The organism is Photobacterium sp. DA100 (assembly GCF_029223585.1).
Lineage (GTDB): Bacteria > Pseudomonadota > Gammaproteobacteria > Enterobacterales > Vibrionaceae > Photobacterium.
In genome coordinates this window covers 1,005,754-1,030,320 of sequence record NZ_CP119423.1, presented here as the reverse complement: position 1 = coordinate 1,030,320, position 24,567 = coordinate 1,005,754, and the positions used below count along the sequence as shown (strand labels likewise).

20 protein-coding genes are annotated in these 24,567 nt (G+C 52.4%); 9 read left to right on the top strand and 11 right to left on the bottom strand.

The features are described from left to right. Nucleotides 1-19 precede the first annotated feature (19 nt). Genes PTW35_RS05185 through PTW35_RS05170 form a run of 4 tightly spaced genes read right to left on the bottom strand, consistent with a single transcriptional unit; the run spans nt 20 to nt 5,659 of the window. Nucleotides 20-1,390, bottom strand: a complete 1,371-nt coding sequence (locus PTW35_RS05185) for a transporter (protein ID WP_281026798.1) — start codon at nt 1,388-1,390, stop codon at nt 20-22. Between the two features lie 56 nt (nt 1,391-1,446). Next, nucleotides 1,447-3,981, bottom strand: a complete 2,535-nt coding sequence (locus PTW35_RS05180) for a glycoside hydrolase family 38 C-terminal domain-containing protein (RefSeq protein WP_281026797.1) — start codon at nt 3,979-3,981, stop codon at nt 1,447-1,449. 38 nt (nt 3,982-4,019) lie between these two features. Next, nucleotides 4,020-4,955: an ROK family protein gene (locus PTW35_RS05175; protein WP_281027437.1), complete on the bottom strand. Its 936-nt coding sequence runs from the start codon at nt 4,953-4,955 to the stop codon at nt 4,020-4,022. Next, complete coding sequence (locus tag PTW35_RS05170; protein WP_281026796.1) at nt 4,955-5,659, bottom strand: N-acetylmannosamine-6-phosphate 2-epimerase; 705 nt, start codon at nt 5,657-5,659, stop codon at nt 4,955-4,957. Before PTW35_RS05170 ends, PTW35_RS05175 begins: the two co-directional genes overlap by 1 nt. A 549-nt stretch (nt 5,660-6,208) precedes the next feature. Here PTW35_RS05170 and PTW35_RS05165 point away from each other — a divergent pair. Together PTW35_RS05165 and PTW35_RS05160 are read left to right on the top strand one after the other, a co-directional pair. Continuing rightward, nucleotides 6,209-7,243 (top strand): hypothetical protein, encoded by a 1,035-nt coding sequence (locus tag PTW35_RS05165; RefSeq protein ID WP_281026795.1) that lies wholly within the window; start codon nt 6,209-6,211, stop codon nt 7,241-7,243. A gap of 18 nt (nt 7,244-7,261) precedes the next feature. Continuing rightward, nucleotides 7,262-8,158, top strand: coding sequence for an ROK family protein (locus tag PTW35_RS05160; RefSeq protein ID WP_281026794.1), 897 nt, complete (start codon nt 7,262-7,264; stop codon nt 8,156-8,158). Nucleotides 8,159-8,243: 85 nt separating this feature from the next. Here PTW35_RS05160 and ruvB read toward each other — a convergent pair whose 3' ends face one another. The 6 genes from ruvB to aspS form a co-directional block, all read right to left on the bottom strand. Continuing rightward, nucleotides 8,244-9,260 carry a Holliday junction branch migration DNA helicase RuvB gene (gene ruvB / locus PTW35_RS05155; RefSeq protein ID WP_281026793.1) on the bottom strand — a complete coding sequence of 339 codons (1,017 nt, stop codon included), beginning with the start codon at nt 9,258-9,260 and terminating at the stop codon, nt 8,244-8,246. Between the two features lie 37 nt (nt 9,261-9,297). Next, on the bottom strand, nt 9,298-9,921 hold the full coding sequence (gene ruvA, locus PTW35_RS05150) for a Holliday junction branch migration protein RuvA (RefSeq protein ID WP_281027436.1): 624 nt from the start codon (nt 9,919-9,921) through the stop codon (nt 9,298-9,300). A gap of 104 nt (nt 9,922-10,025) precedes the next feature. Further along, nucleotides 10,026-11,489 carry a methyl-accepting chemotaxis protein gene (locus PTW35_RS05145; protein ID WP_281026792.1) on the bottom strand — a complete coding sequence of 488 codons (1,464 nt, stop codon included), beginning with the start codon at nt 11,487-11,489 and terminating at the stop codon, nt 10,026-10,028. 216 nt (nt 11,490-11,705) lie between these two features. Next, a complete protein-coding gene (gene ruvC, locus PTW35_RS05140) occupies nt 11,706-12,227 on the bottom strand; it encodes a crossover junction endodeoxyribonuclease RuvC (protein WP_044622848.1) in 522 nt (173 codons plus the stop codon). A 12-nt stretch (nt 12,228-12,239) separates the two neighbouring features. Further along, nucleotides 12,240-12,983, bottom strand: a complete 744-nt coding sequence (locus tag PTW35_RS05135; RefSeq protein WP_039458826.1) for a YebC/PmpR family DNA-binding transcriptional regulator — start codon at nt 12,981-12,983, stop codon at nt 12,240-12,242. Between the two features lie 202 nt (nt 12,984-13,185). Then, complete coding sequence (gene aspS / locus PTW35_RS05130; protein ID WP_044622847.1) at nt 13,186-14,967, bottom strand: aspartate--tRNA ligase; 1,782 nt, start codon at nt 14,965-14,967, stop codon at nt 13,186-13,188. Nucleotides 14,968-15,383: 416 nt separating this feature from the next. Here aspS and PTW35_RS05125 point away from each other — a divergent pair, with 416 nt between their 5' ends. Continuing rightward, nucleotides 15,384-16,268: a DUF72 domain-containing protein gene (locus PTW35_RS05125; RefSeq protein WP_281026791.1), complete on the top strand. Its 885-nt coding sequence runs from the start codon at nt 15,384-15,386 to the stop codon at nt 16,266-16,268. A 64-nt stretch (nt 16,269-16,332) separates the two neighbouring features. On the opposite strand, the gene PTW35_RS05120 is transcribed toward PTW35_RS05125, so the two are convergent. Next, complete coding sequence (locus PTW35_RS05120; protein ID WP_281026790.1) at nt 16,333-17,730, bottom strand: cytochrome c peroxidase; 1,398 nt, start codon at nt 17,728-17,730, stop codon at nt 16,333-16,335. Nucleotides 17,731-18,172: 442 nt separating this feature from the next. Between PTW35_RS05120 and cmoA the strand changes: the two genes are divergently transcribed. The 6 genes from cmoA to PTW35_RS05090 all read left to right on the top strand — a co-directional run bounded on the left by cmoA (nt 18,173) and on the right by PTW35_RS05090 (nt 24,563). Then, nucleotides 18,173-18,901 (top strand): carboxy-S-adenosyl-L-methionine synthase CmoA, encoded by a 729-nt coding sequence (cmoA, locus tag PTW35_RS05115; RefSeq protein WP_281026789.1) that lies wholly within the window; start codon nt 18,173-18,175, stop codon nt 18,899-18,901. Nucleotides 18,902-18,915: 14 nt separating this feature from the next. Further along, a complete protein-coding gene (cmoB, locus tag PTW35_RS05110) occupies nt 18,916-19,890 on the top strand; it encodes a tRNA 5-methoxyuridine(34)/uridine 5-oxyacetic acid(34) synthase CmoB (RefSeq protein ID WP_281026788.1) in 975 nt (324 codons plus the stop codon). 89 nt (nt 19,891-19,979) lie between these two features. Then, complete coding sequence (locus PTW35_RS05105) at nt 19,980-20,747, top strand: RimK/LysX family protein (protein WP_281026787.1); 768 nt, start codon at nt 19,980-19,982, stop codon at nt 20,745-20,747. 20 nt (nt 20,748-20,767) lie between these two features. After that, on the top strand, nt 20,768-22,273 hold the full coding sequence (locus tag PTW35_RS05100) for an inactive transglutaminase family protein (RefSeq protein ID WP_281026786.1): 1,506 nt from the start codon (nt 20,768-20,770) through the stop codon (nt 22,271-22,273). A 9-nt stretch (nt 22,274-22,282) separates the two neighbouring features. Continuing rightward, nucleotides 22,283-23,251: an alpha-L-glutamate ligase-like protein gene (locus PTW35_RS05095; protein ID WP_281027435.1), complete on the top strand. Its 969-nt coding sequence runs from the start codon at nt 22,283-22,285 to the stop codon at nt 23,249-23,251. Nucleotides 23,252-23,381: 130 nt separating this feature from the next. Continuing rightward, on the top strand, nt 23,382-24,563 hold the full coding sequence (locus PTW35_RS05090) for a PatB family C-S lyase (protein ID WP_281026785.1): 1,182 nt from the start codon (nt 23,382-23,384) through the stop codon (nt 24,561-24,563). The last annotated feature ends 4 nt before the right edge of the window (nt 24,564-24,567 follow it).

The window sequence follows — 24,567 nt, the reverse complement described above, 5'->3', positions numbered from 1 at the left end:
CCGGCACCCGCACCGTTGGTTAAATCAATGGGATTTGGTCGATAACAATGGCCCAAGTCAGGGCAATGAAGGTGATCACCAGACCGACCCAGAACAAGCTCTTGGTAATGTCATTCGGGTCAACCTGGACGAAATCGGCAATCCAGATATTTTGCGAGTTTGTCGGGTCACCGAAGCCCTGCATCATACCGGTAGAGCGAAGTACCCAAACCACAGCAATTGGTGAGAAGCCGGCAGTTGCAAAGATAGCAGGCAGTGAGCCACCGATACCCCATGAGTTCAATGGGCCACGGTAGAGCACCAAAGGAGTCGCAAGGGTAAAGCCAATCACATAAGTCATCGGGCTTTGCAGCATCGCAACCAGTGTCTCGATAGCAGGGGTAATAATCGGCGTCACTGTGTAGAACTGGACACCCCGAATAAGGATACCCAAGCCAATTAGCAGCACTACGGCACCAGCCACTTCTTGGGTGCCCTGTACGAAGGACTGGGCGATTGCATTAACCTTATCTTTGATTTTGCATACAAAAACGGTATAGAGGATACCGACAATGATCGCCAACTCTGCCGTTATGACTTGCGGTAGCAAGTAGATAGAACCCAATACCAGAGCTACCGGGACAATAGGAGAAATTAGCGCCCAGTTGCTAAGCTCATAAGCCGACTGAGTTTTGCGGGCGTGCCAAGCACTGCGCTGTGAGTTCTTCACATTCAGCAGGATATAGCCCACAGAAACCAAGGCTGAAATAATGAACAGAGTGATCGCCATACGGGCAACAATCTCATAGGCCGCATCATAACCACCAGCAATCACCGGTTCGAGAATGGTTGCGAAAAAGGCAAAGCCTGCTGGGTTCATGACCCCACCGGTAGTCAGGCCGAGCAGGATAATCGCGCCAGCTACCGTACCCGAGATACCTGCGGTCATCATAATTGGCAGGGCCACCGAGCCAATCAGGATAACAGCACCAAGACCACCGATAGCCGAGAAGATAACAACCGTCGCGAGGTAGAAAATAAAGGCAATCACTCGGACACGGTCCCCAGCGAGCTCAGCGGCTTTTTTGATAATCGCTTCGGCAATCCCTACTTTACGCAGTAACACCGCAAAGGCACCACCAAAAATAGAAGCAGCAATGGTTGACGCCATCATTCTGGCACCATCGCCAAGCACCGCATTCATGATGCCCTGGACGGTTTCACCTTGGGCATTTTCATGGGCAAACAGGCCAAGAAAAGGCAACGTCCCCACGCTGGCAACCATTGCTGTCAGCACACCCATTATTGGAAGAGCAATCAAAGTGGAAATTCGCTTGGTGATCATGGCATACACGAAGTAGACCAGTATCGCCGCGATTAAAAATAAACGAATCAGTTCCAAGTTCGTCATAGTTCGCCTCAAGAGTTACAGAGTAGATGGGGCATTCCTGCCCCATAACGTTCAAGTTATTGGGAGTGTGCGATACGCACTGTAAGAATTTGTTTTGGACTAATTTCTGAGGCCGTTGCTAGGTGTCGACCATCAAGGGAAACCACCCGATAAGCCTTATTCAGAGTAAATGGCTGGATGTCTGCGGTTGGGTTCCATACCCTTAGTTCAAGCTCATCTCCTTGGCGCCTGACCGCAGAGACTTGCAATGCCTCATTACTAAGCACCACATTCTCCAACCATTTTTGGCTATGGCCCTGAAGCAACATCGGCTTGTGCCTGAACCATGCTGCACGATTGCAAACCGCTGCTGATTCAAAGTCCGTCATCACCAAACTAAAGCGATACTCATGCTGGCCAAGGCACTGTGCTTCTGGGGTTGGTAGGTCTGGCCCTGCACCATTGCCACGGGTTGAGAAATCACGGCGTGACAACCAGCCCACACTGCGTAGCAGAGTAATAGCCAGTTCGTCACAGTCACCTGCAACCACCCGATATTCCGGAGTCCCCTGGTGGATGTACTGAACCCCACCAGCATGGACAAAACTCTGACTCGGGTTAACCGAGACCTTGGCCTCTCTGTTGGCCTGTACTGGGTTGTTATCTTGATAAACCACATCACGGCTAACAACTTCGAACGCACTATCGGCATGGGTTACTGCAAGCTTCTCGCCGGTAGGGATATGCAATGACAGGCGCTGATCTTGGGCATTGTTATGCCACACTAAACGGCACTCGATATGTTCGCTCCCCTTGAACAGGCGTACTCGCATCTGACCATGGCTTACCACTTCTTTTGCAGATGCATGACGACGGTGCTCTGCTAATGCAGCAGGTTGAGCCAACTCGATATCGAAAGTCAGCTCGCTAAATGCTGGATGCAACCGGGTCTGTACATTGCCGACCAACTTTGCCTGGCTGAAATGGTCGTGCATCGGCGGCGCAAAGTTATAGCTATCACCAGCATCCATACTGCTTTCGATACGTCCAACACCACACCAAACTTTTCCATTGCGCTTATCCGTAATGGTCAGTGTGGCGTCATCAGCGAGTGCTATGCTGTAGATATCGTTGTCAATCGAACGACGGCAGACGTGCTCGACAACGTATGCGGCCTGGCGCTCGCTGACGGTAAACTCACAATGAGACAGGCCTTCAACCTCAGAGATAAAACCTAATTCATACCAATGGCCTTCGATACGGTCCGGAAAATCATCGATCGGTGAAGTGAAGCGGAAGCCCGGCTCAGCCATGATCACGACGGGTTCAAATTCGTTACCGCCTGACTGGGTCAGTACCAGATGCTGGCGCAGCTCTCCCTGTAAGAAAATTTTCTCGCTGATCCATCCCTTGTATCGTTTGGGGCTTGGATTAAACAGCGTAAAGCGGGCATCATCAGCAAATGGATCGGCCTTGCCCGGAGTATTTTTTTCATCACTGATGCACCCTAATGACAGCAGTGCCATTGACTCCATCGCATCGCAGCGCTGGGACAACTTTTCATAGCGTGATTCCATCTCTCGGTGGACTTCATCCACTGAACATCCACAAATCGAGTCATGGGCATGCTGGACAAGCAGCATTTTCCAGCTCTCTTCCAAATAACGGTTGGGGTAATGCTTGATAGGAGCCATTGCCAGTAGCGGCTCAACCTGAGCTGTCAGGCGATCTTCCGCCTGTTGGTTCTGCTGCTTTAAGTATCGGCGGGTCGAAAGCACGTCCGGCAGAACAAAGGCTTTCTCATTGCCGCGCAATTCGCCTTGCATGGCTGGCAATTGCTCAAGCTCTACACCCTGCTGAAGCTCATCGATATAGTCAGTCAGGTTACTCTGCTGCAACTGATACTGCTGGGACTGAGCATTGAACTGGGCGATACGTTCAGCCATGTTGCCCTCGGAAGGACGCAGATGGTCACCGCCCTGAGTCAACAACAGCTTGTTGCTGCTGGCACATCCGGTGATCTTGTCGAGATAACTGTTGACACCCTCAACAAAATTATCTGTGTTCAGCGGATGCTGATAATACCCTTCTGTCAGGAACAGCATGAAGACCTCACTGCCATCCTCCGCCTGCCAGCGCAACTCGGAAGATTGCTGATCGATACCGCGCCACATCACCGCATTATTGATGTCAAACCCCTGTAGAAGTTGAGGCATCTGACCGATATGGCCAAAAGTATCAGGCAAGTAACCCACCTTTTGGTAATTACCCAATGACAGCGCCAGTTTGCGGCCAATCTCAAGGTTTCGGATCAGACTCTCACCACTGCAGAGAAACTCATCCGACATCACATACCATGGGCCAAGTACCAGGCGGCCCTGTTGCATCAGCACATGCAATCGCTCCGCCAACTCTGGCTCACACGTTGCCAGCAGGTCTTCGGCGGCAACAACCTGGCCGTCAAACAAAAAGCTATCAAGCTCATTCTGCTCGAGGGCCGAGGCAACGCGCTCCATCACCCGGATCAAGCGAGCGCGGAAGGTTTCAAAAGGAAAGTACCACTCCCTGTCCCAATGCGTATGAAAAACAACTGAACAAATTTTCTTAGCCATGATTTCTTTCCCGGGTCCAATTAACGACCCGTTGCCTGTTAATCTTGTTGATGTTTGAGAGATTCGAAGTGGTTGAAGACCATCCGGGCTGCACCGTACATCCCCGCATCATTGCCCAGGATTGCCGGTCTGATCGGCGTCATCACACCGCACTCTTTAACAAAGCGGGTCATTAGCTCCCACCAATAATCACGTGAATTGATCATGCCACCACCTAGCAGCACCAACTCCGGATCAACGGTCCAGCGAATATTAGCAATGGTCTTACCCAGCAATTTGAAAAAGTCTTCCACGGCCGCAATCACCCTAGGATCGCGGTTTGCGTAGGCCTGGATTATGCTGATGCCATCCGGATAATTGTTATGCTCTTGAAGTGGTAGCTGGAACAACAGGGTTTCGCGCAATCCCGTCCCCGAGAGAAGGGATTCCAGAGTCACCCAATGTTGCGGGCGATACGGGTGCGGCACTTCCATCCGCCCCCAGTGGCCAGCCAAAAAGCCAGCACCATGGACAAGCTCGCCACCACGGGACATTGCCCCACCAAGGCCCGTCCCCAGTGTTAGCATCACCACATCCTGATAGTTCTTCGCCCCACCCAGCCATTGCTCACCAAGCAAGGCACAATTCACATCGTTATCAGTGCAGATATGCAGGCCGAACTCTTCCTCAAGCAAATAACCGAGCCTTGTTCCACGCCATTGTGGCAGGCTGTCTGTTGCATCAATGACGGTACCAGAACGAACATTGATCACTCCAGCGGCTGAAATACCTATTCCCATTAGCAGCTTGCCTTCTCTGCGTGCTCGGGTCAGCAAAGGGGCAATAGCACTGATAATGCTGTTCATAATGCCTTCACGGCCGTTAGATATATCCGTCGGGTAAGTATTGGCCACCACCAACTGCCCCTGCTGGTCAATCAATCCAGCCCGAATCTTTGTGCCACCCAAGTCCAGCCCCAGCGCAAGTTCATTCATCACACAGTCTCCGTATAACTTGCCATCGCATGACTGAAACGCTTGGCAATCAGTTGTGGACGTGTGATTGCCGAGCCAACAACCGCGGTGTAGGCACCGGCAGAAAGTACCTGGCCAAGTTGCTCAGGAGTCCAAATACGTCCTTCAGCAATCACTGGAACAGTCAACGTTTGGCTCAGCCTGCGGATCAGGGCAAAATCTGGGGTATCACCACGGTGCTGGGTATCCGGGGTGTAGCCGGACAAGGTAGTTGAAATACAGTCAGCGCCTAACGATTGCGCAGTGATACCTTGCTCGTAGGTTGCAATATCAGCCATTACCTGGCGACCCGCAACATGTGCTAGTGCGACTAATTCTTCGACTTTTTCATTGCTAGGCCGCGCCCTTCCCGTCATATCCAGCGCAACCATATCAGCGCCGGCTGCAATGATGGCTGTCACTTCTTTCTTTGTCGGGGTGATGAAGATTTCTGAATCACTGTAGTCTTGCTTAATAAGGCCGATCACAGGAATATCAGGGAAGGCAGACTTTACCGCACGGATATCAGCAGCAGATTGGACTCGCAATGCTTTTGCACCACCTTCTAATACGGCGCCGGCCATTTTGACCATGGTTTCAGGCCCATGTAATGGTTCATCCGGTAATGCCTGAACCGAAGCAATTAATTGACCCTTTAGTGCCTGTAACATAATCAACCTCTGCATAAATATTCTTTTAGTTTGCTCATTTAGCCGCCAGAACAGCCAGCAAAACAAACTGAAAAAATCTTTTTCCTTTTATCAATTACTTAGCCAATAGCTTGCTTATAAAAACAATAATCTTTGTTGCTGGAGCGAGTGCAGAATAATAAAAATTTTCAATGCTCGAGAATTGAGGGGGCTTTTTTTTCACCCAGGTGATCAATGTCACGCATCCAGGGTAGTTTTGTGACGGGCGCAGCGATCAAGATCACATCGCGCTGATAGGGTTGTTTTCAATCCCTTCCAAAACGTCAAAATATCCGTGCTAGAAAACGGGGATGGTAATGATAAATAAAATAAACAATTGATTATAAATGTAAAAAAAACATGGTTTCGATAGTCACCGATCGAGGTCACAAAAAGCTAGAAGTGAGGTGCGTCACACTGGGACGAGGATATCGGACCAGGCTTTCGATAAGGATCACTTATTGAAGATTTATTCACCATTGGCTGAATGAATCTTGAATTTCTCCTGAATAATTGCTGCGACAATGAACATCTAGCGAGACCATAATGACAATTAATACAAAGAAAACGCTTCTGTCAGCAGCAGTAGCCCTAAGCCTATTACCCAGCATAGCCATGGCAAACAACGGCGGCTGGATCCAAAACGAAACAGAGTACCGCCATTTCCGTTACGACTATGACAATGCCCCTAATCCTTATTCACGAGACGAAGTCGAGGTCAACAAGAAGTTATTGCAGGGTATGCTTCAGTTAACCGAAAACGTTGATTTGTGGCTTGACCTTCGACGGATTGATTACTTCACTGATTTTGATGATGACCGAGGCATGAGAAAAAATGGTTACCACTGGGACCATGAAGCCCATTTACGTTATCACTTCCGTGGTTTGAATTTCTGGGGCCGCGAATGGACCTTCCGCCCTGCTCTTGCCTGGGAGGGGGATTGGAACTTCAAAAACACCAACAATGACTTTAACTGGAGTTCCAATGACTACTACCTGCAGTTTGATTTTCTGACCTCTTTCCCGAACGGCATTACGCCTTGGGATAGCGGCAGCCACACTTTGAACTTCCGTCCGCTGTTAACGGAGTACATTGTGCTGGGCGGCGCGAGCAAATTTCATGAAAACGGCAATACCGGTAACGTCCGGGGCCACCGCCAACAGGTGATGAACTTCTTCCTCGTCTCGAAGTGGAACGACCGACTCAGTTCCATCGTTAGTTTCCGTAACTACCTAGATACCATGGCAAAAGATGGCATTAAGTATCACTACGGCTCCGAGAACGAAATGTGGTTTGATATCATCCAACACGACAACTTCAAGCTGACTTGGCACAACAAGCTCGAGTTCTACCTTGGCATGGATGATTCCAGTGAAGTACTGCGAGATAAGTTCGTGGAGTTTTACACCCGACTTGAGGCTAGCTATCGCAAGACCTTCGATAACGGCATAACTGTAACCGGCTTGGTCGGCCATGATATGTGGGACTACCACTATAACGACAGCCCTTGGGTTGGCGGCGAGTATAGCCGAATGGAAACGATCGGTAAGCTCACCATTAACGTCCCGCTGGGCTACTAACTGAACAACAGGAAACCTATGTACCGTTTAGGCCTTGATATTGGTGGGACCAAAATTGCCGCCGCTGTTTATTCTCCGGCAGGTGTTCAAGTGTACTACCAGCGCTATGAAACAGAAAAGCAAAGCTATCATGCGTTCATCGATCAAATACAACGGGTTGTAGCCACCGCGGCTAACCACATCCCTGAGCGATTTAGCATTGGCATCGGCTTACCGGGAGCAATTTGCCCCAATACCGACAAAATCAAGAATTCCAATATTCTGATCCTCAATGGTCATGCCTTAAAGGAAGATCTAAGCCGGGAACTAGGGCAACCCGTCTGGTTAGCCAACGACGCTGACTGTTTCGCGCTTAGCGAGGCGGTAAATGGTGCGGGGCAAGACTTCCATAGTTGCTTTGGTGCAATCTTGGGCACAGGTTGTGGCGGAGGTGTTGTTTATAACAAGCATCTTGTGACAGGACCTAATAACGTCGCCGGAGAATGGGGTCACAACCCTTTAGCTGATTACCACCCGGTCAAAGATGGCACGCCCGATCCATGCTACTGCGGACGAAATGTCTGTAACGAAAGCTTTCTCTCGGGGACAGGTTTTGCCAAAAGCTATAACCAAAAACACCAGACAGAGCTGAGTAGTAAAGACATCATGGAACTCGTCAGCCGCGACCCATCCGCCAAAGTGCACTACGAGCTTTACCTGGATCAGTTGGCTCGAGCATTGGCGCAGGTGATAAATTTCTTTGACCCTGCCGTTATTGTGCTAGGTGGGGGCATGTCGAATCAAGAAAGTCTCTATATTGATCTGCCGTCACGGCTCAGCCAATACGTCTTCGGTGGCCTGTGCAACACCCCCATTCGTCAAGCAAAACTGGGCGATGACAGCGGTGTACTCGGTGCTGCATTACTTCCTGTATAAACTGTCCCCCTGTGGTGGCTGCCAAGATTAACGTTCTGGCAGCCGTCACCCCAAATGAAAAAGGTTGCCTCTTGGCAACCTTTTTTCATTTTGTCTCCGGCACATCAAAGCCGAAGTGCAAATACGCTCGGTGGGTGGCAATGCGGCCACGCGGGGTACGCTGCAGATAGCCCTGCTGGATAAGGTATGGCTCGAGCACATCCTCGATGGTATCGCGCTCTTCACCGATAGCCGCGGCAAGGTTATCAAGACCAACAGGCCCGCCCATGAACTTGTCGATAATCGCCATCAGCAATTTGCGGTCCATGTAATCAAAGCCACTGCTGTCGACATCGAGCATGTCCAATGCCTTGCCCGCAATATCCGGGCAGATATGGCCATTGCCTTTCACTTCGGCAAAGTCGCGGACCCGGCGCAGTAAGCGGTTGGCAATACGCGGCGTACCTCGGGCTCGCATCGCCACTTCCATCGCCCCGGCCTCTTCCATCGACAACCCCAGGCAATTGGCACTGCGCTGGACAATACCGCGCAAGTCTTCCACCTTGTAGTATTCGAGACGCTGGGTAATACCAAATCGGTCGCGCAGCGGTGAGGTCAGCGAGCCGGCTCGAGTCGTAGCACCAATCAGGGTAAAAGGTGGTAGGTCAATCTTGATAGAGCGCGCTGCCGGACCTTCACCGATCATGATATCCAACTGGTAGTCCTCCATCGCCGGATACAGCACCTCCTCGACCTGCGGGCTGAGACGGTGGATCTCATCGATGAACAGCACATCGTTTTCTTCCAGGTTGGTCAACAGGGCGGCCAGATCGCCCGCCTTTTCCAATACCGGTCCCGACGTGGTGCGGATGCTCACGCCCATCTCGTTGGCAACGATGTTAGCCAGGGTGGTCTTCCCCAATCCCGGCGGACCGAAAATCAGCAAGTGATCCAAGGCTTCATCTCGCAGCTTGGCCGCTTTGATGAAGATCTCCATCTGATCCCGGACATGGTCCTGGCCCTTGTAGTCTTCGAGCAGCTTAGGGCGGATCGCACGATCGATAATGTCCTCTTCGCGCGTTGTCGGGTAATCACTGGCGACCAGTCTGTCTGCTTCTATCATCGAGCCTTACCTACATTCAACATCAATAAAAACAGCCTTAAACCATCGAGCGCAGCGCGTCGCGGATAATGGCTTCGCTGGTCATCTCCGGCTGGGCCACCTGGGCCACCACCTTCGAGGCTTGCTGCGGCTTGTAGCCAAGGGCGACCAGGGCGCTGACCGCTTCGTCTTCGGCGCGGGCCTGCGAGGCCGTATCCTGTACTGGCGCATTCGATGCTGCAGTATCAAGTGCCGGGGTAAACAGATCGCCCTCACCCCACCCCTTGAGGCGGTCTTTCATTTCGACCACCAAGCGCTCGGCCGTCTTCTTGCCCACGCCCGGAATTTTCACCAGTGTCGTCACGTCTTCGTTTTCAACGCTGAGGACGAACTGGCTGGCCGTCATGGCCGATAAGATAGCGAGACCAAGCTTAGGCCCTACACCGTTGGCTTTGATCACCTCGCGGAACAGGTCGCGCTCGCTTTTTTTGTTGAAGCCATACAGCAGCTGCGCATCTTCACGCACCACGAAATGGGTCGAGATAATGGCTTCCCGGCCGACTTCCGGCAGCTCATAGAAGCAGCTCATCGGCATCTGGACTTCATAGCCCATGCCGTTCACCTCAAGCAATACCTCAGGTGGTTGTTTTTCAATGATGATTCCACGTAGTCGGCCAATCACAGCAAGATCTCTTTTCTCAATCCACAAAATTGGCTCTAGGATAGTAAAGAGCTGGATGTATATCCAGCTCTTTTTTCATTCCTGCTGACTGCCCGCCCCCAAGGCTATGCACGTTGCTGGCGCATGCCCACTACCAGGTTAAGGCTCTCGGCCAGGGTATTTAGCCGCTCGACCTGTTCAGCCAACAATGCCCCCTGTGAGGCCACGGCATCGGATACCTGGTTGGTTTCCACCACGCTGCTGGCCACGGCTTGGCTGGCACAGGTCAGCTCCCTGAGCGCTTCCACCTGCTGGCTGATGGTGTCGGCCAGCTGGGTGACATCGCCCGACACGCTGCTGACCTGCTCAATGATCCCGCTAAGCTCCGCCGTGCTGCTCTCGATAACCGCCTGCCCCTGCGATACCTCGCGCCGGCTGCGCTCCAGCAAGGCACGGATGTCCACCGCTGAGCTATTACTCTTGGCAGACAGTTCACGCACCTGATCGGCGACAACGGCAAACCCCCGCCCCTGCTCGCCAGCCCGTGCCGCTTCTATCGCCGCATTGAGCGCCAGCAAATTCGTTTGCTCGGCCACGGAGGTGATCACATCGGCCACCGACATGATTTCATCATTGCTGCTGAGGATACGGGCAATTGCTTGTTTGGAAGCCAGGAGGGATTCAGAGCTAGTCTCAGCCTGACGGTAGATGATATCGCTGCGCTGTTTGAGCTCGGTCACAAACTGATCGGACGCTTCCATCCCCAGGGTGAGGTGCTTGACCTGCTTGCTCATCTGCTCAGCAGCACTGGCTTGTGACTCGCAATTCACATTCAGGGCTCCCACCTGCTGGTGGAGCTCGGATGACTGCTGTTCAATCACATTCGATACCTGGGTCAGCGATTCGGCATTGCCGCTGGCTTTATCCAGCACTTCAGCCAACTGGCTGGCCCCTAGCTTGGCCTGCTCGGCAATCGCCTCGCTCGATTTGTGCGCGGTTTCCGCCTGCGCGATAGCCTGATGCCGCTGGCGCGATGCCCAAGCCTGGGCAATCACAATGACCACCAGGGGCAATAGGAAGCCGGACCAGGTTTCAATCATCTGGGAAGTTGAGCTCAATTCGACATTCGGGAATACCCGGCCCGACAAGTGACTATTGACCATCCAGCCGGAGACCACAACCACCAGCAGTGACCATGCGGTTGCCATCAGCAACCTTGCCGACAAATAAAAGGCGACAATCAGCAAGGGCGACCAGAACGCCTGGGTCGATTCCACGATACCGCCCGTTTGGTAAATAATATTAACCGCATGGATAACCATACCGAGAAAGCCAACATTCAGGGCAATGACCGGTTGCCGGCTGAAACGGAAGATCACACCGGCGAGGCATTCGAGGGATACCAGCAACACCGAGGTCATTACCAAAGCGCTGTGGCCATGCTCGTACCATTTGAACAGGCTATAAATCCCGACGAAAAAAGAAGTTAACGTAAAAAACAAAAAAGTGTCGACGTAACGCGCATCATCGCCCTGCCAACTTGCAGTTGTCGGCATAAACAGTGCCCGCCAGAGTGCTAAAGGCGTCATGGAATCCGTTCCTTATTCTGTCTCGATTATTATTGTCAGGTATCGTTGGGGCTGATCTGCAGAGATCACCATCACAGGGTCATATGACCTCCGACCAATATATGTCATCGAACATTGTCGTAACAAAACAAAAAAGCAGCCAAAGGCTGCTTTTTTGATCAAACACTCATTATGCATATATCTTTGTAACGATATAACACTTTGTATTAAAGGCAGTTATCGATATCGGCCCCGCCGTGCCCCGCGGGCTTGCCCCGCCATCGCCACCAGTGTTTTATGGGTATGGGCATGACAAATTGCCACCGCCAAGGCATCGGCCGCATCGGCCTGCGGTTTGCCCGGAAGCTTGAGCACCGAGCATACCATATGCTGCACCTGCGCTTTATCAGCCCCGCCGGTTCCCACCACCGCCTGCTTAATTAGACGCGCAGCGTATTCATTGACCGGCAAATCGGCATTCACCGCCGCCACAATGGCACTGCCCCGGGCTTGGCCCAGTTTCAGCGCCGAGCTGGCGTTCTTGCCCATGAACACTTCCTCGATAGCAAAGACATCGGGCTGGAACTGGGTGATCACCTCGCTCACGCCGGCATAGATTTGCTTGAGGCGGCCTGGGATATCCTCGACGGACGTACGAATACAGCCACTGCCGAGGTATTCAAGATGCCGCCCGACTTGGCGGATCACACCATAGCCGGTGATCCTCGAACCGGGGTCGATCCCTAAAATAATAGACATACTCTTTAAGCGTTACAGCTGCGCTGCAACCTCATCCGAGATATCGCCATTGTGATACACTTCCTGGACATCATCCAGATCTTCCAGCGCATCGATCAGGCGAAGCAGCTTAGGCGCAGTATCGGCGTCCAAGTCCGCCTTGGTCGATGGCACCAAAGTCACCTCGGCGTTCTGGGCTTCGAAACCTGCTCCATCCAAGGCATCTTTTACCGGGCCAAAATCAGCCGGCGTGGTGTAGACGTCGATAGAACCGTCATCGTTGGTTTCGACATCATCAGCACCGCCTTCAAGCGCCGCTTCCATCACGGCATCTTCATCCAGGCCCGCCGCGTAAGAAATAACCCCTTTCTTATCGAACAGGTAGTTAACACTGCCATCGGTACCCAAGTTGCCGCCAGCTTTCGAGAATGCGTGGCGAACACCCGATACGGTACGGTTGCGGTTGTCGGTCATACACTCAACCATTACCGCCGTCCCCCCCGGACCGTAACCTTCATAGATCACGGTTTCCATGTTGTCATCGCCTTCACCGCCGGCACCGCGGCTGATCGCGCGGTTAACGGTATCACGCGTCATGTTGTTCGACAGCGCCTTGTCTACCGCTGCACGCAAACGCGGGTTGTTGTCAGCCTCAGGGCCACCTTCTTTGGCCGCAACCACGATCTCGCGGATCAGCTTGGTGAAAATTTTACCGCGCTTGGCATCTTGTGCCGCCTTACGGTGTTTAATGTTGGCCCATTTACTATGACCTGCCATATCACACTCCCATTTATTGCTCGCCAACTGGCGAAGTTCCACAAATGACCAACCTAGTTTTTATTGATTAAGTGCCGGGACCGGCTTGGAAATTAAGGCTGGCTTTAAAGCTCTGATCACCATAGCACTATTTCTATCCTATGGCTTTTGTACCCCTAAAACAAAGACTGGCCTTTCGGCCAGTCTTAATCAAGGTTGTTGCTTACTCTTGCTCGGCGCTTTCTTTCGCCAAGTTGACCGCAATCGCCAGCTCTTCTAGCGCGGCTGGGTTAGCCAGGCTCGGTGCGTCTGTCAGTAGACACGCTGCCGCCGTTGTTTTCGGGAAGGCAATCACGTCACGGATGTTTTCCGTACCGCAAAGTAGCATCACCAAGCGGTCAAGGCCGAACGCCAGACCCGCGTGCGGTGGCGTACCGAACTTCAGAGCATCAAGTAGGAAACCGAACTTCAGCTTCTGCTCATCGGCATCGATACCTAGGATATCGAATACCGCAGACTGCATCTCAGCGTTGTGGATACGCACAGAACCACCGCCCACTTCGTAGCCGTTGATAACCATGTCGTAGGCGTTAGAGTTTGTTGCCGCTGGGTTCGCCTTCAGCTCTGCTGGGCTCACGCCCAGTGGAGAGGTGAATGGGTGGTGCATCGCGTGCAGGTTACCTTCGTCGTCTTCCTCGAACATTGGGAAGTCGACAACCCATAGCGGTGCCCAAGCCTTAGTATCAGTCAGCTCAAGATCAGTACCCAGCTTCAGACGAAGTGCGCCCATGGCTTCTTCAACAACACGCTTCTTGTCTGCGCCGAACAGGATGATATCACCAGACTCAGCCTGAGTACGGTCAAGCAGCTTGGCAACGACTTCTTCGTTCAGGAACTTCGCCACTGGAGACTGAACACCCTCGAAGCCCGCTTCGCGGTCGTTCACCTTCATCCATGCCAAGCCTTTCGCACCGTAGATACCAACAAACTTGGTGTACTCGTCGATTTGCTTACGCGTTAGCTGTGCGCCACCCGGTACGCGGATCACCGCTACACGGCCTTTCTCGTCGTTGGCTGGGCCAGAGAACACTTTGAAGTCAACATCTTTCAGGATGTCGGCCACATCAACTAGCTCAAGCGGGTTACGCAGGTCTGGCTTATCAGAGCCGTAACGGCGCATTGCTTCTTCGAATGGCATGATTGGGAACGTGCCAAGGTCTACGTTTAGTAGCTCTTGCCACATTTCAGTGATCATGCGCTCAGTCACGCCACGTACCTGCTCGGCAGACATGAATGAGGTTTCGATATCGATCTGGGTGAATTCTGGCTGACGGTCAGCACGGAGGTCTTCGTCACGGAAACACTTAACGATCTGGTAGTAGCGATCGAAGCCAGACATCATCAGCAGCTGCTTGAACAGCTGTGGTGACTGAGGTAGAGCGTAGAAGCTACCTTTATGAACACGGCTCGGTACCAAGTAGTCACGTGCACCTTCTGGTGTCGCTTTAGTCAGTACTGGCGTTTCGATATCCAGGAAGTCGTTGCTGTCTAGGAAACGGCGAACAAAGCTCGATGCTTTTGCACGCAGCTTGATGCGGTCGCTCATTTCTGGACGACGTAGGTCTAGGTAACGGTACTTAAGGCGCTGCTCTTCAGTGTTCTTCTGGTTAAAGTCTAGCGGTAGTACGTCAGAGCGGTTGATGATCTCAAGGCCAGTCGCCAAGATTTCCACTTCACCGGTCGCCATGTCTTTGTTGACTTGGCTCTCAGGACGCACGCGTACTTCACCAGTTAGGCGAATACAGAATTCGTTGCGCAGTTGGTTAGCGATCTCGAATACATCTTTCATATCCGGATCAACAACAACCTGAACAATACCTTCACGATCTCGCATATCAATGAAGATAAGACCGCCTAAATCACGGCGACGGTTAACCCAGCCGCATAACTCTACTGTTTGCCCTGCTAGGGACTTGTTCAGGTGACCACAATATTGGGTGCGCATATGAAATTCCCGATCTGTTTACTAACTTTCCTGTGCGTATGGCTGTGCCCAAAGCAGTCGACCACACACAAACTGAATCCTTCCCGGCCAATTTGGTTAAACATCACGCAACTAGCGCGCTCAGTCTGGCCGAGAGACAAAAATAACGAGGCATTATATACCCAAGCGCCTTCAACATACATGATCCACGAGAATTAATTGGCAATCCGCCTAAACAGCGAACCATTGAGCTGGCAGCCAACTTCTGGCCTAGCACTTTGTATTTTGAACATGCAGGGGAAATAAAGCGAAATACCACTTTAGGAAAAAGTACCCAATGAGATCAAGGAAAAATCCGAAATCAATGGCTTAAAAGATTGACCTAGCACTCAAACCCTAAGCACAATGACCAGTAAACCCAGTTTGGAAGCCTCGCCATGCCCTCAACTTACGCAAACCTCCCCGTTCGCCTCGGCCTAGCCATGTGGTCCCACAACCACTGGCAGCAAAGTGTGTACGGCAGTAGTTGCAAACCGGGCGACAGGCTTGCGAGATATGCCGAAGTGTTCCACACGGTCGAAGGCAATACCACCTTCTATGCCACCCCAGGGAGCCCGACCGTCAAGAAATGGCACGAGGCAACCGGCGATCATTTCCGCTTTACCTTCAAGCTGCCCCAGGCCATTACCCACCAAAACCAGTTAGTGCATTGCGATCAGCTGCTGGCCGACTTCTTTACCACGATGGCCCCGCTCGAAGGCAAAATCGGGTTATGGAAAGTCCAGCTTCCAGCCCAGTTCGGTCCGGCCGCGCTGCCTGCTCTGGAAAAGTTTCTGCAAAGGCTGCCTGCCAGCTACCCCGTCGGTGTCGAGGTGCGCCATCCGGCTTTCTTTGCCAAGGGGGAAGAAGAAAAGCAGCTCAACCGATTGCTGATCGAGCACGGCGCCAACCGCATTATCATGGACAGCCGCCCGGTGTTTGCCGCTCCCCCGACGACGGAGGCGGTGATCGACGCCCACCAAAAGAAGCCCAAGGTCCCGGTCCATGCTATCGCAACGGCCGCCCGCCCGATGATCCGTTTCATCGGCCATCCCATTGATGCCAGCAACGACGCCTTCTTTGCCAACTGGCTGGTCCGCCTGCCGCAGTGGCTGCGCGACGGAAAAGAGCCATATTTGTTCATCCACACCCCGGACAACAACCACGCCCCGGAGCTGGCAACAAGGCTCTACCGTCTGCTGCAGCAAAAAGCCGTCGACGCGAAGCTACCGGATGTCGAGCTGCCGAAGGCCGAGCCGGACCCGCAAATAACATTACTCTAAGAAAAAAGCACCCCGCAGGCTTAAACTACGGGGTGCTCTATCTTGCAGCTACAGCGTATGGCTATTACTGCAAAATCTGGCCGTTGTACTCGCCGTTAAGCGTCTCTAGGTACGCCGTGATCTTGCCGAGCTCGGCTTCCGACAACCGGACGCCCACCTGGTAGTACGCCATCTTGTCGACCGCTTCGGCCAAGGTTGCCACGCTACCATCATGGAAATACGGTGCAGTCAGGGCAACGTTACGCAGGGTCGGCACCTTGAAGCGGTGCATGTCGCGCTCTTCACCGGTGGCATTGAAGCGGCCGTAATCCACTTCGGTGACATTACCGCGATCGGCAAAGTAGTCTTTCTTGAGCCCCATGATTTCAAAACTCTGCCCACCCATGGCCTCACCGACGTGGCAGGTACTGCATTTGTATTGCTTGAACAGCGCGTAGCCTTCCTGCTCGTCCGCCGTCAGCGCATCATGGTTGCCTCGCAGGAACTGGTCAAAGCGGCTGTTCGGCGTTACCAGGGTTTTCTCAAACTCGGCAATCGCATCGGTAATGCTGTGCTCCGTGATCCCCTCGGCATAAATCGCAGCAAAGGCGGCATTCATTTCTTCGTCAATTGCCAGCTTGTCGATGATCTGGTCCCAAGACTCAGATGCCATCTCCAGGGGATTGAGCGGAGGGCCACCGGCCTGCGCCTGCAAATCATGGGCACGACCATCCCAGAACTGGTGAGTATTGAAAACCGAGTTAAACACCGTCGGCGCATTGATTGGGCCAATGGCGCCGTCGACACCCACCGAGCTCACCAGGCGGTCAACACCACCGGTTTCCAGAGCGTGGCAGCTGGCACAGGATACGGTATTGTCGCCTGAAAGGCGGGTATCATGATAAAGCTTGTCACCCAGCTCGACTTTCTCCATATCGACATCGAACGTGGTACGGATTGGCTGCACCGCTTCGTATTTGAATTCTTTGGTGATCTTGGCCTGGCCCTGGTGGTGACGCAGACGCTCCTGCTTCACCCAGTCTTGGAGTGTCGCGGTTTCTTCTGGTGACAATTTCGAGCGCCAGTGCATGGTCAGGTACAGAGCCGGCGGCATCGAGTTGTCTGCCATCACCGACTCCAGCTTTGCCAGGTCAACTTCGGAGACAAGTTCGCCGGTTCGAACCTGCCCCATCATCGCTTCGATGTTGAAATGGCGCATTGCGCGGGTTACGTCAGCGTCCATCAGTTGCTTGGCGACAGGCAGCTGACCGTAAAAAGGCATTTCGCTATCACTGGTATGGCAGTATGAACAACCGTTTTTGTTCAGTACATCGAACGCTGCCGTTGAAAGCGGATTGATATCCTGTTTGGCCATTTCATGGTAGCGGTCAATCGCCAGTTGCTGGTCAAACTTATCGACCACATAGACTGTAGCCAAATAGCCGGCCAGCCCCAAGCCTACCGCATAATATAATTTACGCATTTTCTACTCCCCCAAAAAAATTGTCGGGGAAGATAAAAGTATCGCCAATCCATTGCCAATTGAAAAAAACGTAATCACCCATTCATTTATCCGATAAAACATTCACTTAACATCAACAGGCCAAGCAATACGCAGTTAGGTGCATTTGTTCGCGGCAAGCGCTCACAACAAAACATTTCATTAACAAATATTTTGTTACAACTCACATTGTGGGAGCAATGGGAAATATTAGGAATAACGCCACTCATTAAAGCGAGCTTATCTCAAAAGCTCAGCAGCAAAGGCAAAATCAATAAAGACAAATGCGCTCATTTTCACTACAATACGCGACCTTTCAGCGGTGATGGATCACCTCAGTATGAAGATAGGCGCCCTCTGCGTGACAAAGTTCATACTTATCATTTGGAATTTCTGTTTTTTTGTATAGATGAGGTTCGTGAAGATGGCCGGTCACGACAATATTTTTGCGGCACCGATAGATAAAATCGGTGATTTCACATTTGACGAACGCGTAGCCGAAGTTTTCCCGGATATGATTCAACGCTCGGTGCCGGGCTACAGCAATATCATTTCAGCCATCGGTATGTTGGCTGAACGCTTCGCCAAGCCGCATTCGAAAGTTTACGATCTGGGCTGCTCGCTGGGAGCGGCAACCTTGTCAATGCGCCGCCATATCCAGCAAGAAGGTTGCGAAATCATCGCGGTCGATAACTCCAGCGCCATGGTTGAACGCTGCCGCTTGCATATCAATGCCTATCGCTCCGATACCCCAGTCCAAGTGCTGGAAGCCGATATCCGTGATATCGAGATCAGCGATGCCTCCGTTGTAGTACTCAACTTTACCCTGCAGTTCTTGGCCCCTGATGACCGCCAGGCGCTGCTAGAGAAAATCTACGCCGGCCTGCGCCCGGGGGGGATTTTGATCCTATCGGAAAAATACATCTTCGACGATGAACGTGCCCACGAGCTGCTCATCGACTTGCACCATGACTTCAAGCGTGCCAATGGCTACAGCGAACTGGAAATCAGCCAAAAGCGCAGTGCCATTGAAAACGTCATGCTTCCCGACAGCATTGACACCCATAAGCAGCGCTTCGAAAAAATTGGCTTCTCAAGCTCAGAAGTCTGGTTCCAATGCTTCAACTTCGGCTCGATGTTTGCCATCAAATAAGGTTTTTATTGTCTATGTTTACTTTTGCTGAGTTTTACCAGCTACTAGCCCAGCATGAAACACTGCGTCCATGGCTAAACACCCTGCCAAAACAGCTGAGTGATTGGGAAGAAAAGGCCCATGGTGACATGAGCCGCTGGATGCGTGCCCTGAAAAAATTCCCAACCGATAAGCCGGGCATCATTGACCTGAAAAATGCGGTCAGCGTGCGCAACGAAGACGGCATTGCCGAAGGCGAGCAAAAGCGCCTTGAAAGCCTGCTTCGCCTACTTCACCCGTGGCGCAAGGGCCCTTACGATATGCATGGTATCCATATCGATACCGAGTGGCGTTCAGACTGGAAATGGGACCGAGTTCTGCCGCATATCTCCCCACTAAAAGGCCGCACCGTATTGGATGTTGGCTGTGGTAACGGTTACCACATGTGGCGTATGCTGGGCGAAGAAGCCAAACTGACAGTGGGTATCGACCCGTCCAATCTGTTCCTGATCCAGTTCGAGGCGATCAAGCGCCTGATGGGCATGGACGAGCGCGCCTACCTGCTTCCGCTTGGCATCGAACAGCTACCTGAGCTGAAGGCCTTTGATACTGTCTTCTCGATGGGGGTACTTTACCACCGCCGCTCACCGCTTGATCACATCATCCAGCTCAAGAACCAGCTACGCAAAGACGGCGAGCTTATCCTAGAAACACTGGTGATTGACGGTGACGAGAATGATGTGTTGGTGCCGACCCACCGCTACGCCCAGATGCACAACGTCTACTTCTTCCCTTCCGCCAAGGCACTGAAAGTGTGGATGGAAAAATGCGGTTTGGTGGATGTGAAAATCGTTGACGAGTGCGTGACGACCACGGACGAGCAGCGCTCGACGGACTGGATGACCAATAATTCCCTACCGGAATATCTGGACCCATCCGACCCATCAAAAACGGTGGAAGGATACCCTGCACCGAAACGGGCAGTGCTGATTGCTCGAAATCCTGACTAACTACTGACAAGGGGGTGCTGTTCGCATCCCTTTTTGTAGGTTAAAATATTGCCGCCTAAGAAAAAATAGAAGTACCTCCGGGAGACATAATGCTTCGCCGCTTTGTACCATTACTGACCTTTGCTGTCCTTTCAGGCTGTAGCCTCACCCAGCCACAACAAGATCATGAACAAACCATGCAGGCTATTAACGTCATGGAAGATCGTGTCAATTTTCAGCTTGCAACCATGATCAAACAAATAGATGACCAAAACGCCTATATTGCTAACTTGGAAACCAAAATCTCTACCCTGTCCGACGACATGAGCCAGCGCTACAGTGATACCGCTCTGCTTGCCTTCAACGAAGAGGAAGAAAAAGCGGTCCCTGTTCCCGAGATCCGGGACAACGACCCGCGTATTGCCCACGGCAAAGTGATTCTTGGCGAAGAAGAGTGGGTATGGCTGGATGCTACCCAGAGTTTCTATAAGGCACGAGTCGATACGGGGGCGACAACCTCGTCAGTCAGCGCCACCAATATCCAGATTTTCGAGCGAGATGGCAAAGAGTGGGCCCGCTTCAATATGAACCACACCTCGGACGAAAATCCAAGCGAGGCGGACATGGTCGAAGCCCCTGTGGTTCGCTGGGTGAAGATCCGCCAGGCCAGTGCAAGTGACCTTAACCGCCGCCCTGTCATTGAAGCATGGGTAAAACTCGGCCAGCTTCATGAAAAAGCACAATTTACGTTGGCAGATCGCACTCAGATGACCTATCCAGTATTATTAGGACGTGAGTTTTTCAAAGACATAGCACTTGTTGATGTAGGTAAAAAGTTTGTTCAGGGAATGAATGAGCAGCAAGTACAACAAAACTAATAACAAATTTTGAGGATGTCATGACATCAAGAATCCCGTTTTATTTTCTTATTACCCTGCTAGTCATCGCAGGGGCGGCATTGAGCATGTACCGCCACGATGTCTATGGGGTGCCATGGACTCCGGGTGAAGAACGCGCGCTATGGGAACTCGAGGCTCGCATTGAATTTGATGCCATTGGTGATCCGGTCAAAGTCTCCATGGCCGCGCCGGAAACCCAGCAGGGGTTTACCCAAATTGATGAAAGCACCTCATCGCCGGGCTATGGTGTCGCTCTCATTGATACCAACAAAGGCCGCCGGGCCGAATGGTCTATCCGAGAGGCAACGGGTAAGCAGATCCTTTATTACAAAACCCAAATGCTGGTCGACGATCAAGCCAGCTACAGCATGGTGCCACCCAAAGGCAACACGGTCGCTGTCAGCCTTGATAACCCGCAGCAGACAGCTGCTACGGCCCTGCTCGACCAAGCTCGCAGCTTATCCTCCGATAACGTTACCCTTACCCGTGAGCTGATTAAACAATTCAATGACCGCAACAACCAGAATGCGGCCTTGTTGCTCAACAGCCTAAGCCGCGAGCAGGCAATCATTAACCTGCTTTCTCTGGAAAAAGTCCATGCCCGCATTGTCGGCGGCCTGCAGCTAGAAGATGGCCGACGCCGCCAAAGCATCACCCCGATGGCCGAAGTATGGGACGGCAAGACTTGGCAGCTATTTGACCTGCAAACTGGCCAAGAAGGCAAACCGGACAACATCCTACTTTGGAACCAGCAAGGCCACTCGTTACTGGACGTTATTGGTGGCCGCAACTCCAACATCAGCTTCTCGATCATTGCTCAGGACATCACTCCACAGCAAGCGACCCGTGAAAAGGTCCAGGCCGAAGATCTGCTTAACTTCTCAATCCATAGCTTGCCGGTTGAAGAACAAGCCATGTTCAAGACCATTATGCTGGTCCCTATCGGCGCGTTGATTGTGGTATTTCTGCGTATCATCATTGGCCTTAAGACTTCGGGTACTTTCATGCCGGTCCTCATCGCGGTAGCCTTTGTCCAGACCCAGCTTGTCACCGGTATCCTTGGCTTCCTGTTGATTGTCGGTACCGGTTTGGTGATCCGTAGCTACCTGTCCAAGCTCAATCTGCTTCTGGTGGCAAGGATTTCCGCGGTGATCATCACGGTAATTATGATTATCTCCATCTTTACCGTCGTTGCCTTCAAGATTGGCTTGGTCGAAGGCCTGACCATTACCTTCTTCCCGATGATCATCCTATCGTGGACCATCGAGCGTATGTCGATCCTGTGGGAAGAAGAAGGTGCGAAAGAAGTACTAGTCCAGGGTGGTGGCTCGCTGCTGACAGCAGTCTTCGTTTACCTGGCAATGACCAACCCATTGATTCGCCACCTGACGTTCAACTTTATCGGTATCCAGCTAATCATCCTGGCACTGATCCTGATGTTGGGTAACTACACGGGTTACCGTTTGAGTGAGCTGCGCCGCTTCAAGCCGCTCGCGGAGGACTAAACTATGTCACTGTTTTCACAGTTTACGTCCCCGTTCAAGCTGCGCGAACGCGGGATCATGGGAATGAACCAGCGCAACCACAGCTACATTGGCCGCTACAACGACCGTAGCCTCTATCCGCTGGTGGACGACAAGCTCAAAACCAAGCTGATTGCCAAACAGGCCGGGGCCACTGTGCCGGAGCTGATTGGCGTCATTGACAGCCAGGTTTACGTCAAGCGCGTCCACGATATGGTTAAAGACTGGCCGGGTTTTGTGATCAAGCCAGCCCAAGGTTCCGGCGGTAAAGGCATTCTGGTGGTGGTTAAGCACAAGGACGGGATTTATGTAAAGCCGTCCGGTGCCGAGATGAACAAGCAGGACGTAGAGCGACACATCACCAACACCCTAGCGGGACTGTTCTCGTTGGGCGGTAAAAACGATGTAGCGATGATCGAGAACCTGATCCAGTTCGATAATGTGTTCGACGGCTTCAGTTACGAAGGCGTGCCTGATGTGCGGGTTATCGTCTTCAAAGGCTACCCTGTGATGGCAATGATGCGCTGCTCGACCTCGGCATCTGACGGCAAGGCTAACTTGCACCAAGGTGCGGTAGGGGTCGGTATCGATATTGCCACCGGCAAGGCTATCCGCGCCGTGCAGTTTGACCAACCGGTTGAGCGCCATCCTGACACCGACCGTAAACTGAGTGAATTGGCCGTTCCCAACTGGCACAAGCTGCTGACATTGGCTTCAAGCGCGTGGGAGATGACCGGATTGGGCTATATGGGCACCGATATGGTCCTTGATAAGATCCAGGGCCCGATGGTACTGGAGCTCAATGCACGCCCGGGTTTGGCGATCCAGACCGCTAACGGTGCCGGCCTGCTACCTCGGCTGCGGCATATCGAAAGCTTGGGAGTACCGGCCAAGCCGCCAACACCAGAAGAACGTGTTGCCTATGCCGCCGAACAGTTTGGTGTCAAATCAAAGTTCTAGCGCTGATAGTGTTCACTCTCACATCAAGCCCCAGCCCTGTGCTGGGGCTTTTTTATTCGGCCGCCATATGGCAATAATGTATCTCATTATTTCCGGGTAGTTTCTTCCCTGCAGCGCAAAGGACTTATCAATGCACCCTACTTCCCAACATCATGATCCCCTGTTCGATCAGCACATCGACCGCACCGGCAGCAACAGCATCAAATGGCAAAAGTACCTAGGCCAGGATGTACTGCCAATGTGGGTTGCCGACAGTGACTTCAAAGTCCCTCAGGCGATCACCGACGCCCTGCATCGCCATGTTGAGCACGGCATCTTCGGCTATGGCAGTGCCCCCACGGCGCTGACAGAGCTGATTATCGAGCGCATGCAGCGGCTGTACCAATGGCATGTTGAGCCAGAGTGGATAGTCTATCTGCCGGGGTTAGTATGCGGCATCAACCTCGCGGTCCGTTCTGTGTGCAATGAGGAGCAAGGGGTGGCTTGTCCAAGCCCGATATACCCGCCGTTCAAATCATCGGCCAAACTGGCTAAGCGGCCACTGAGCAAACTACCGGTAGTGCTCGAGGATAAACGCTGGTTAATGTCCCTTGATGACAGTGCCTTGCTACCTGATACGCGGTTATTGCTGTTTTGCAATCCGCTCAACCCAGGTGGCACGGTGTACCGCAGAGACGAGCTGACAGCCGTCGCTGACTTTGCCAGGCAGCAAGATTTGATCGTTTGTTCCGATGAAATTCACTGTGACTTGATACTCGAGCCTGGTTGCCAGCATATCCCCTTTGCCAGCCTCAGTGAGGATTCAGCACAGCGTTCTATCACCCTGATCGCGCCAAGCAAAACATTCAACATTGCAGGCCTTGGTGCCTCAATGGCCATTATTCCCAACCCTGCCTTACGAAAAGATTTTCTCCGTGCAAAGGCCGGTATTGTGCCTGACGTCAATGTACTAGCCTACACCGCAGCCAAGGCAGCCTATGAACAGGGGCAGCCTTGGCTCGACAGGCAGCTAGCCTACCTCAGACGAAATAAAGAAACCGTTGAGCAAGCTATCAATGCAATGCCCTTCCTGACCCTCCCCCCTATCGAGGGCACTTATCTAGCGTGGATTGATGCGACGAAGCTGCCAGTGGCTTCTCCCTTTAAGTTTTTCGAGCAGGCTGGAGTGGGATTATCTCCCGGTGCTGATTTCGGCAATCCCGGCTTTGTCAGGCTCAACTTTGCCTGCCGCCACCAGACGCTACGAGATGCACTAGGCAGAATGGAAAAGGCTGTATTGGCATTGGATAACGAACAAATGGCGAAAGAGTAGCCAC

Bases quoted from the DNA above. Each gene is read 5' to 3' on its own strand.
- PTW35_RS05185 (WP_281026798.1), bottom strand. From the start codon at position 1,390: ATGACGAACTTGGAACTGATTCGTTTATTTTTAATCGCGGCGATACTG.
- PTW35_RS05090 (WP_281026785.1), top strand. From the start codon at position 23,382: ATGCACCCTACTTCCCAACATCATGATCCCCTGTTCGATCAGCACATC.
- ruvC (WP_044622848.1), bottom strand. From the start codon at position 12,227: ATGTCTATTATTTTAGGGATCGACCCCGGTTCGAGGATCACCGGCTAT.
- PTW35_RS05120 (WP_281026790.1), bottom strand. From the start codon at position 17,730: ATGCGTAAATTATATTATGCGGTAGGCTTGGGGCTGGCCGGCTATTTG.
- PTW35_RS05170 (WP_281026796.1), bottom strand. From the start codon at position 5,659: ATGCAGAGGTTGATTATGTTACAGGCACTAAAGGGTCAATTAATTGCT.
- PTW35_RS05100 (WP_281026786.1), top strand. From the start codon at position 20,768: ATGACATCAAGAATCCCGTTTTATTTTCTTATTACCCTGCTAGTCATC.
- PTW35_RS05145 (WP_281026792.1), bottom strand. From the start codon at position 11,489: ATGACGCCTTTAGCACTCTGGCGGGCACTGTTTATGCCGACAACTGCA.
- ruvB (WP_281026793.1), bottom strand. From the start codon at position 9,260: ATGATAGAAGCAGACAGACTGGTCGCCAGTGATTACCCGACAACGCGC.
- PTW35_RS05165 (WP_281026795.1), top strand. From the start codon at position 6,209: ATGACAATTAATACAAAGAAAACGCTTCTGTCAGCAGCAGTAGCCCTA.
- PTW35_RS05135 (WP_039458826.1), bottom strand. From the start codon at position 12,983: ATGGCAGGTCATAGTAAATGGGCCAACATTAAACACCGTAAGGCGGCA.
- aspS (WP_044622847.1), bottom strand. From the start codon at position 14,967: ATGCGCACCCAATATTGTGGTCACCTGAACAAGTCCCTAGCAGGGCAA.
- PTW35_RS05175 (WP_281027437.1), bottom strand. From the start codon at position 4,955: ATGAATGAACTTGCGCTGGGGCTGGACTTGGGTGGCACAAAGATTCGG.
- PTW35_RS05105 (WP_281026787.1), top strand. From the start codon at position 19,980: ATGCTTCGCCGCTTTGTACCATTACTGACCTTTGCTGTCCTTTCAGGC.
- cmoB (WP_281026788.1), top strand. From the start codon at position 18,916: ATGTTTACTTTTGCTGAGTTTTACCAGCTACTAGCCCAGCATGAAACA.
- cmoA (WP_281026789.1), top strand. From the start codon at position 18,173: ATGGCCGGTCACGACAATATTTTTGCGGCACCGATAGATAAAATCGGT.
- PTW35_RS05125 (WP_281026791.1), top strand. From the start codon at position 15,384: ATGCCCTCAACTTACGCAAACCTCCCCGTTCGCCTCGGCCTAGCCATG.
- PTW35_RS05160 (WP_281026794.1), top strand. From the start codon at position 7,262: ATGTACCGTTTAGGCCTTGATATTGGTGGGACCAAAATTGCCGCCGCT.
- PTW35_RS05180 (WP_281026797.1), bottom strand. From the start codon at position 3,981: ATGGCTAAGAAAATTTGTTCAGTTGTTTTTCATACGCATTGGGACAGG.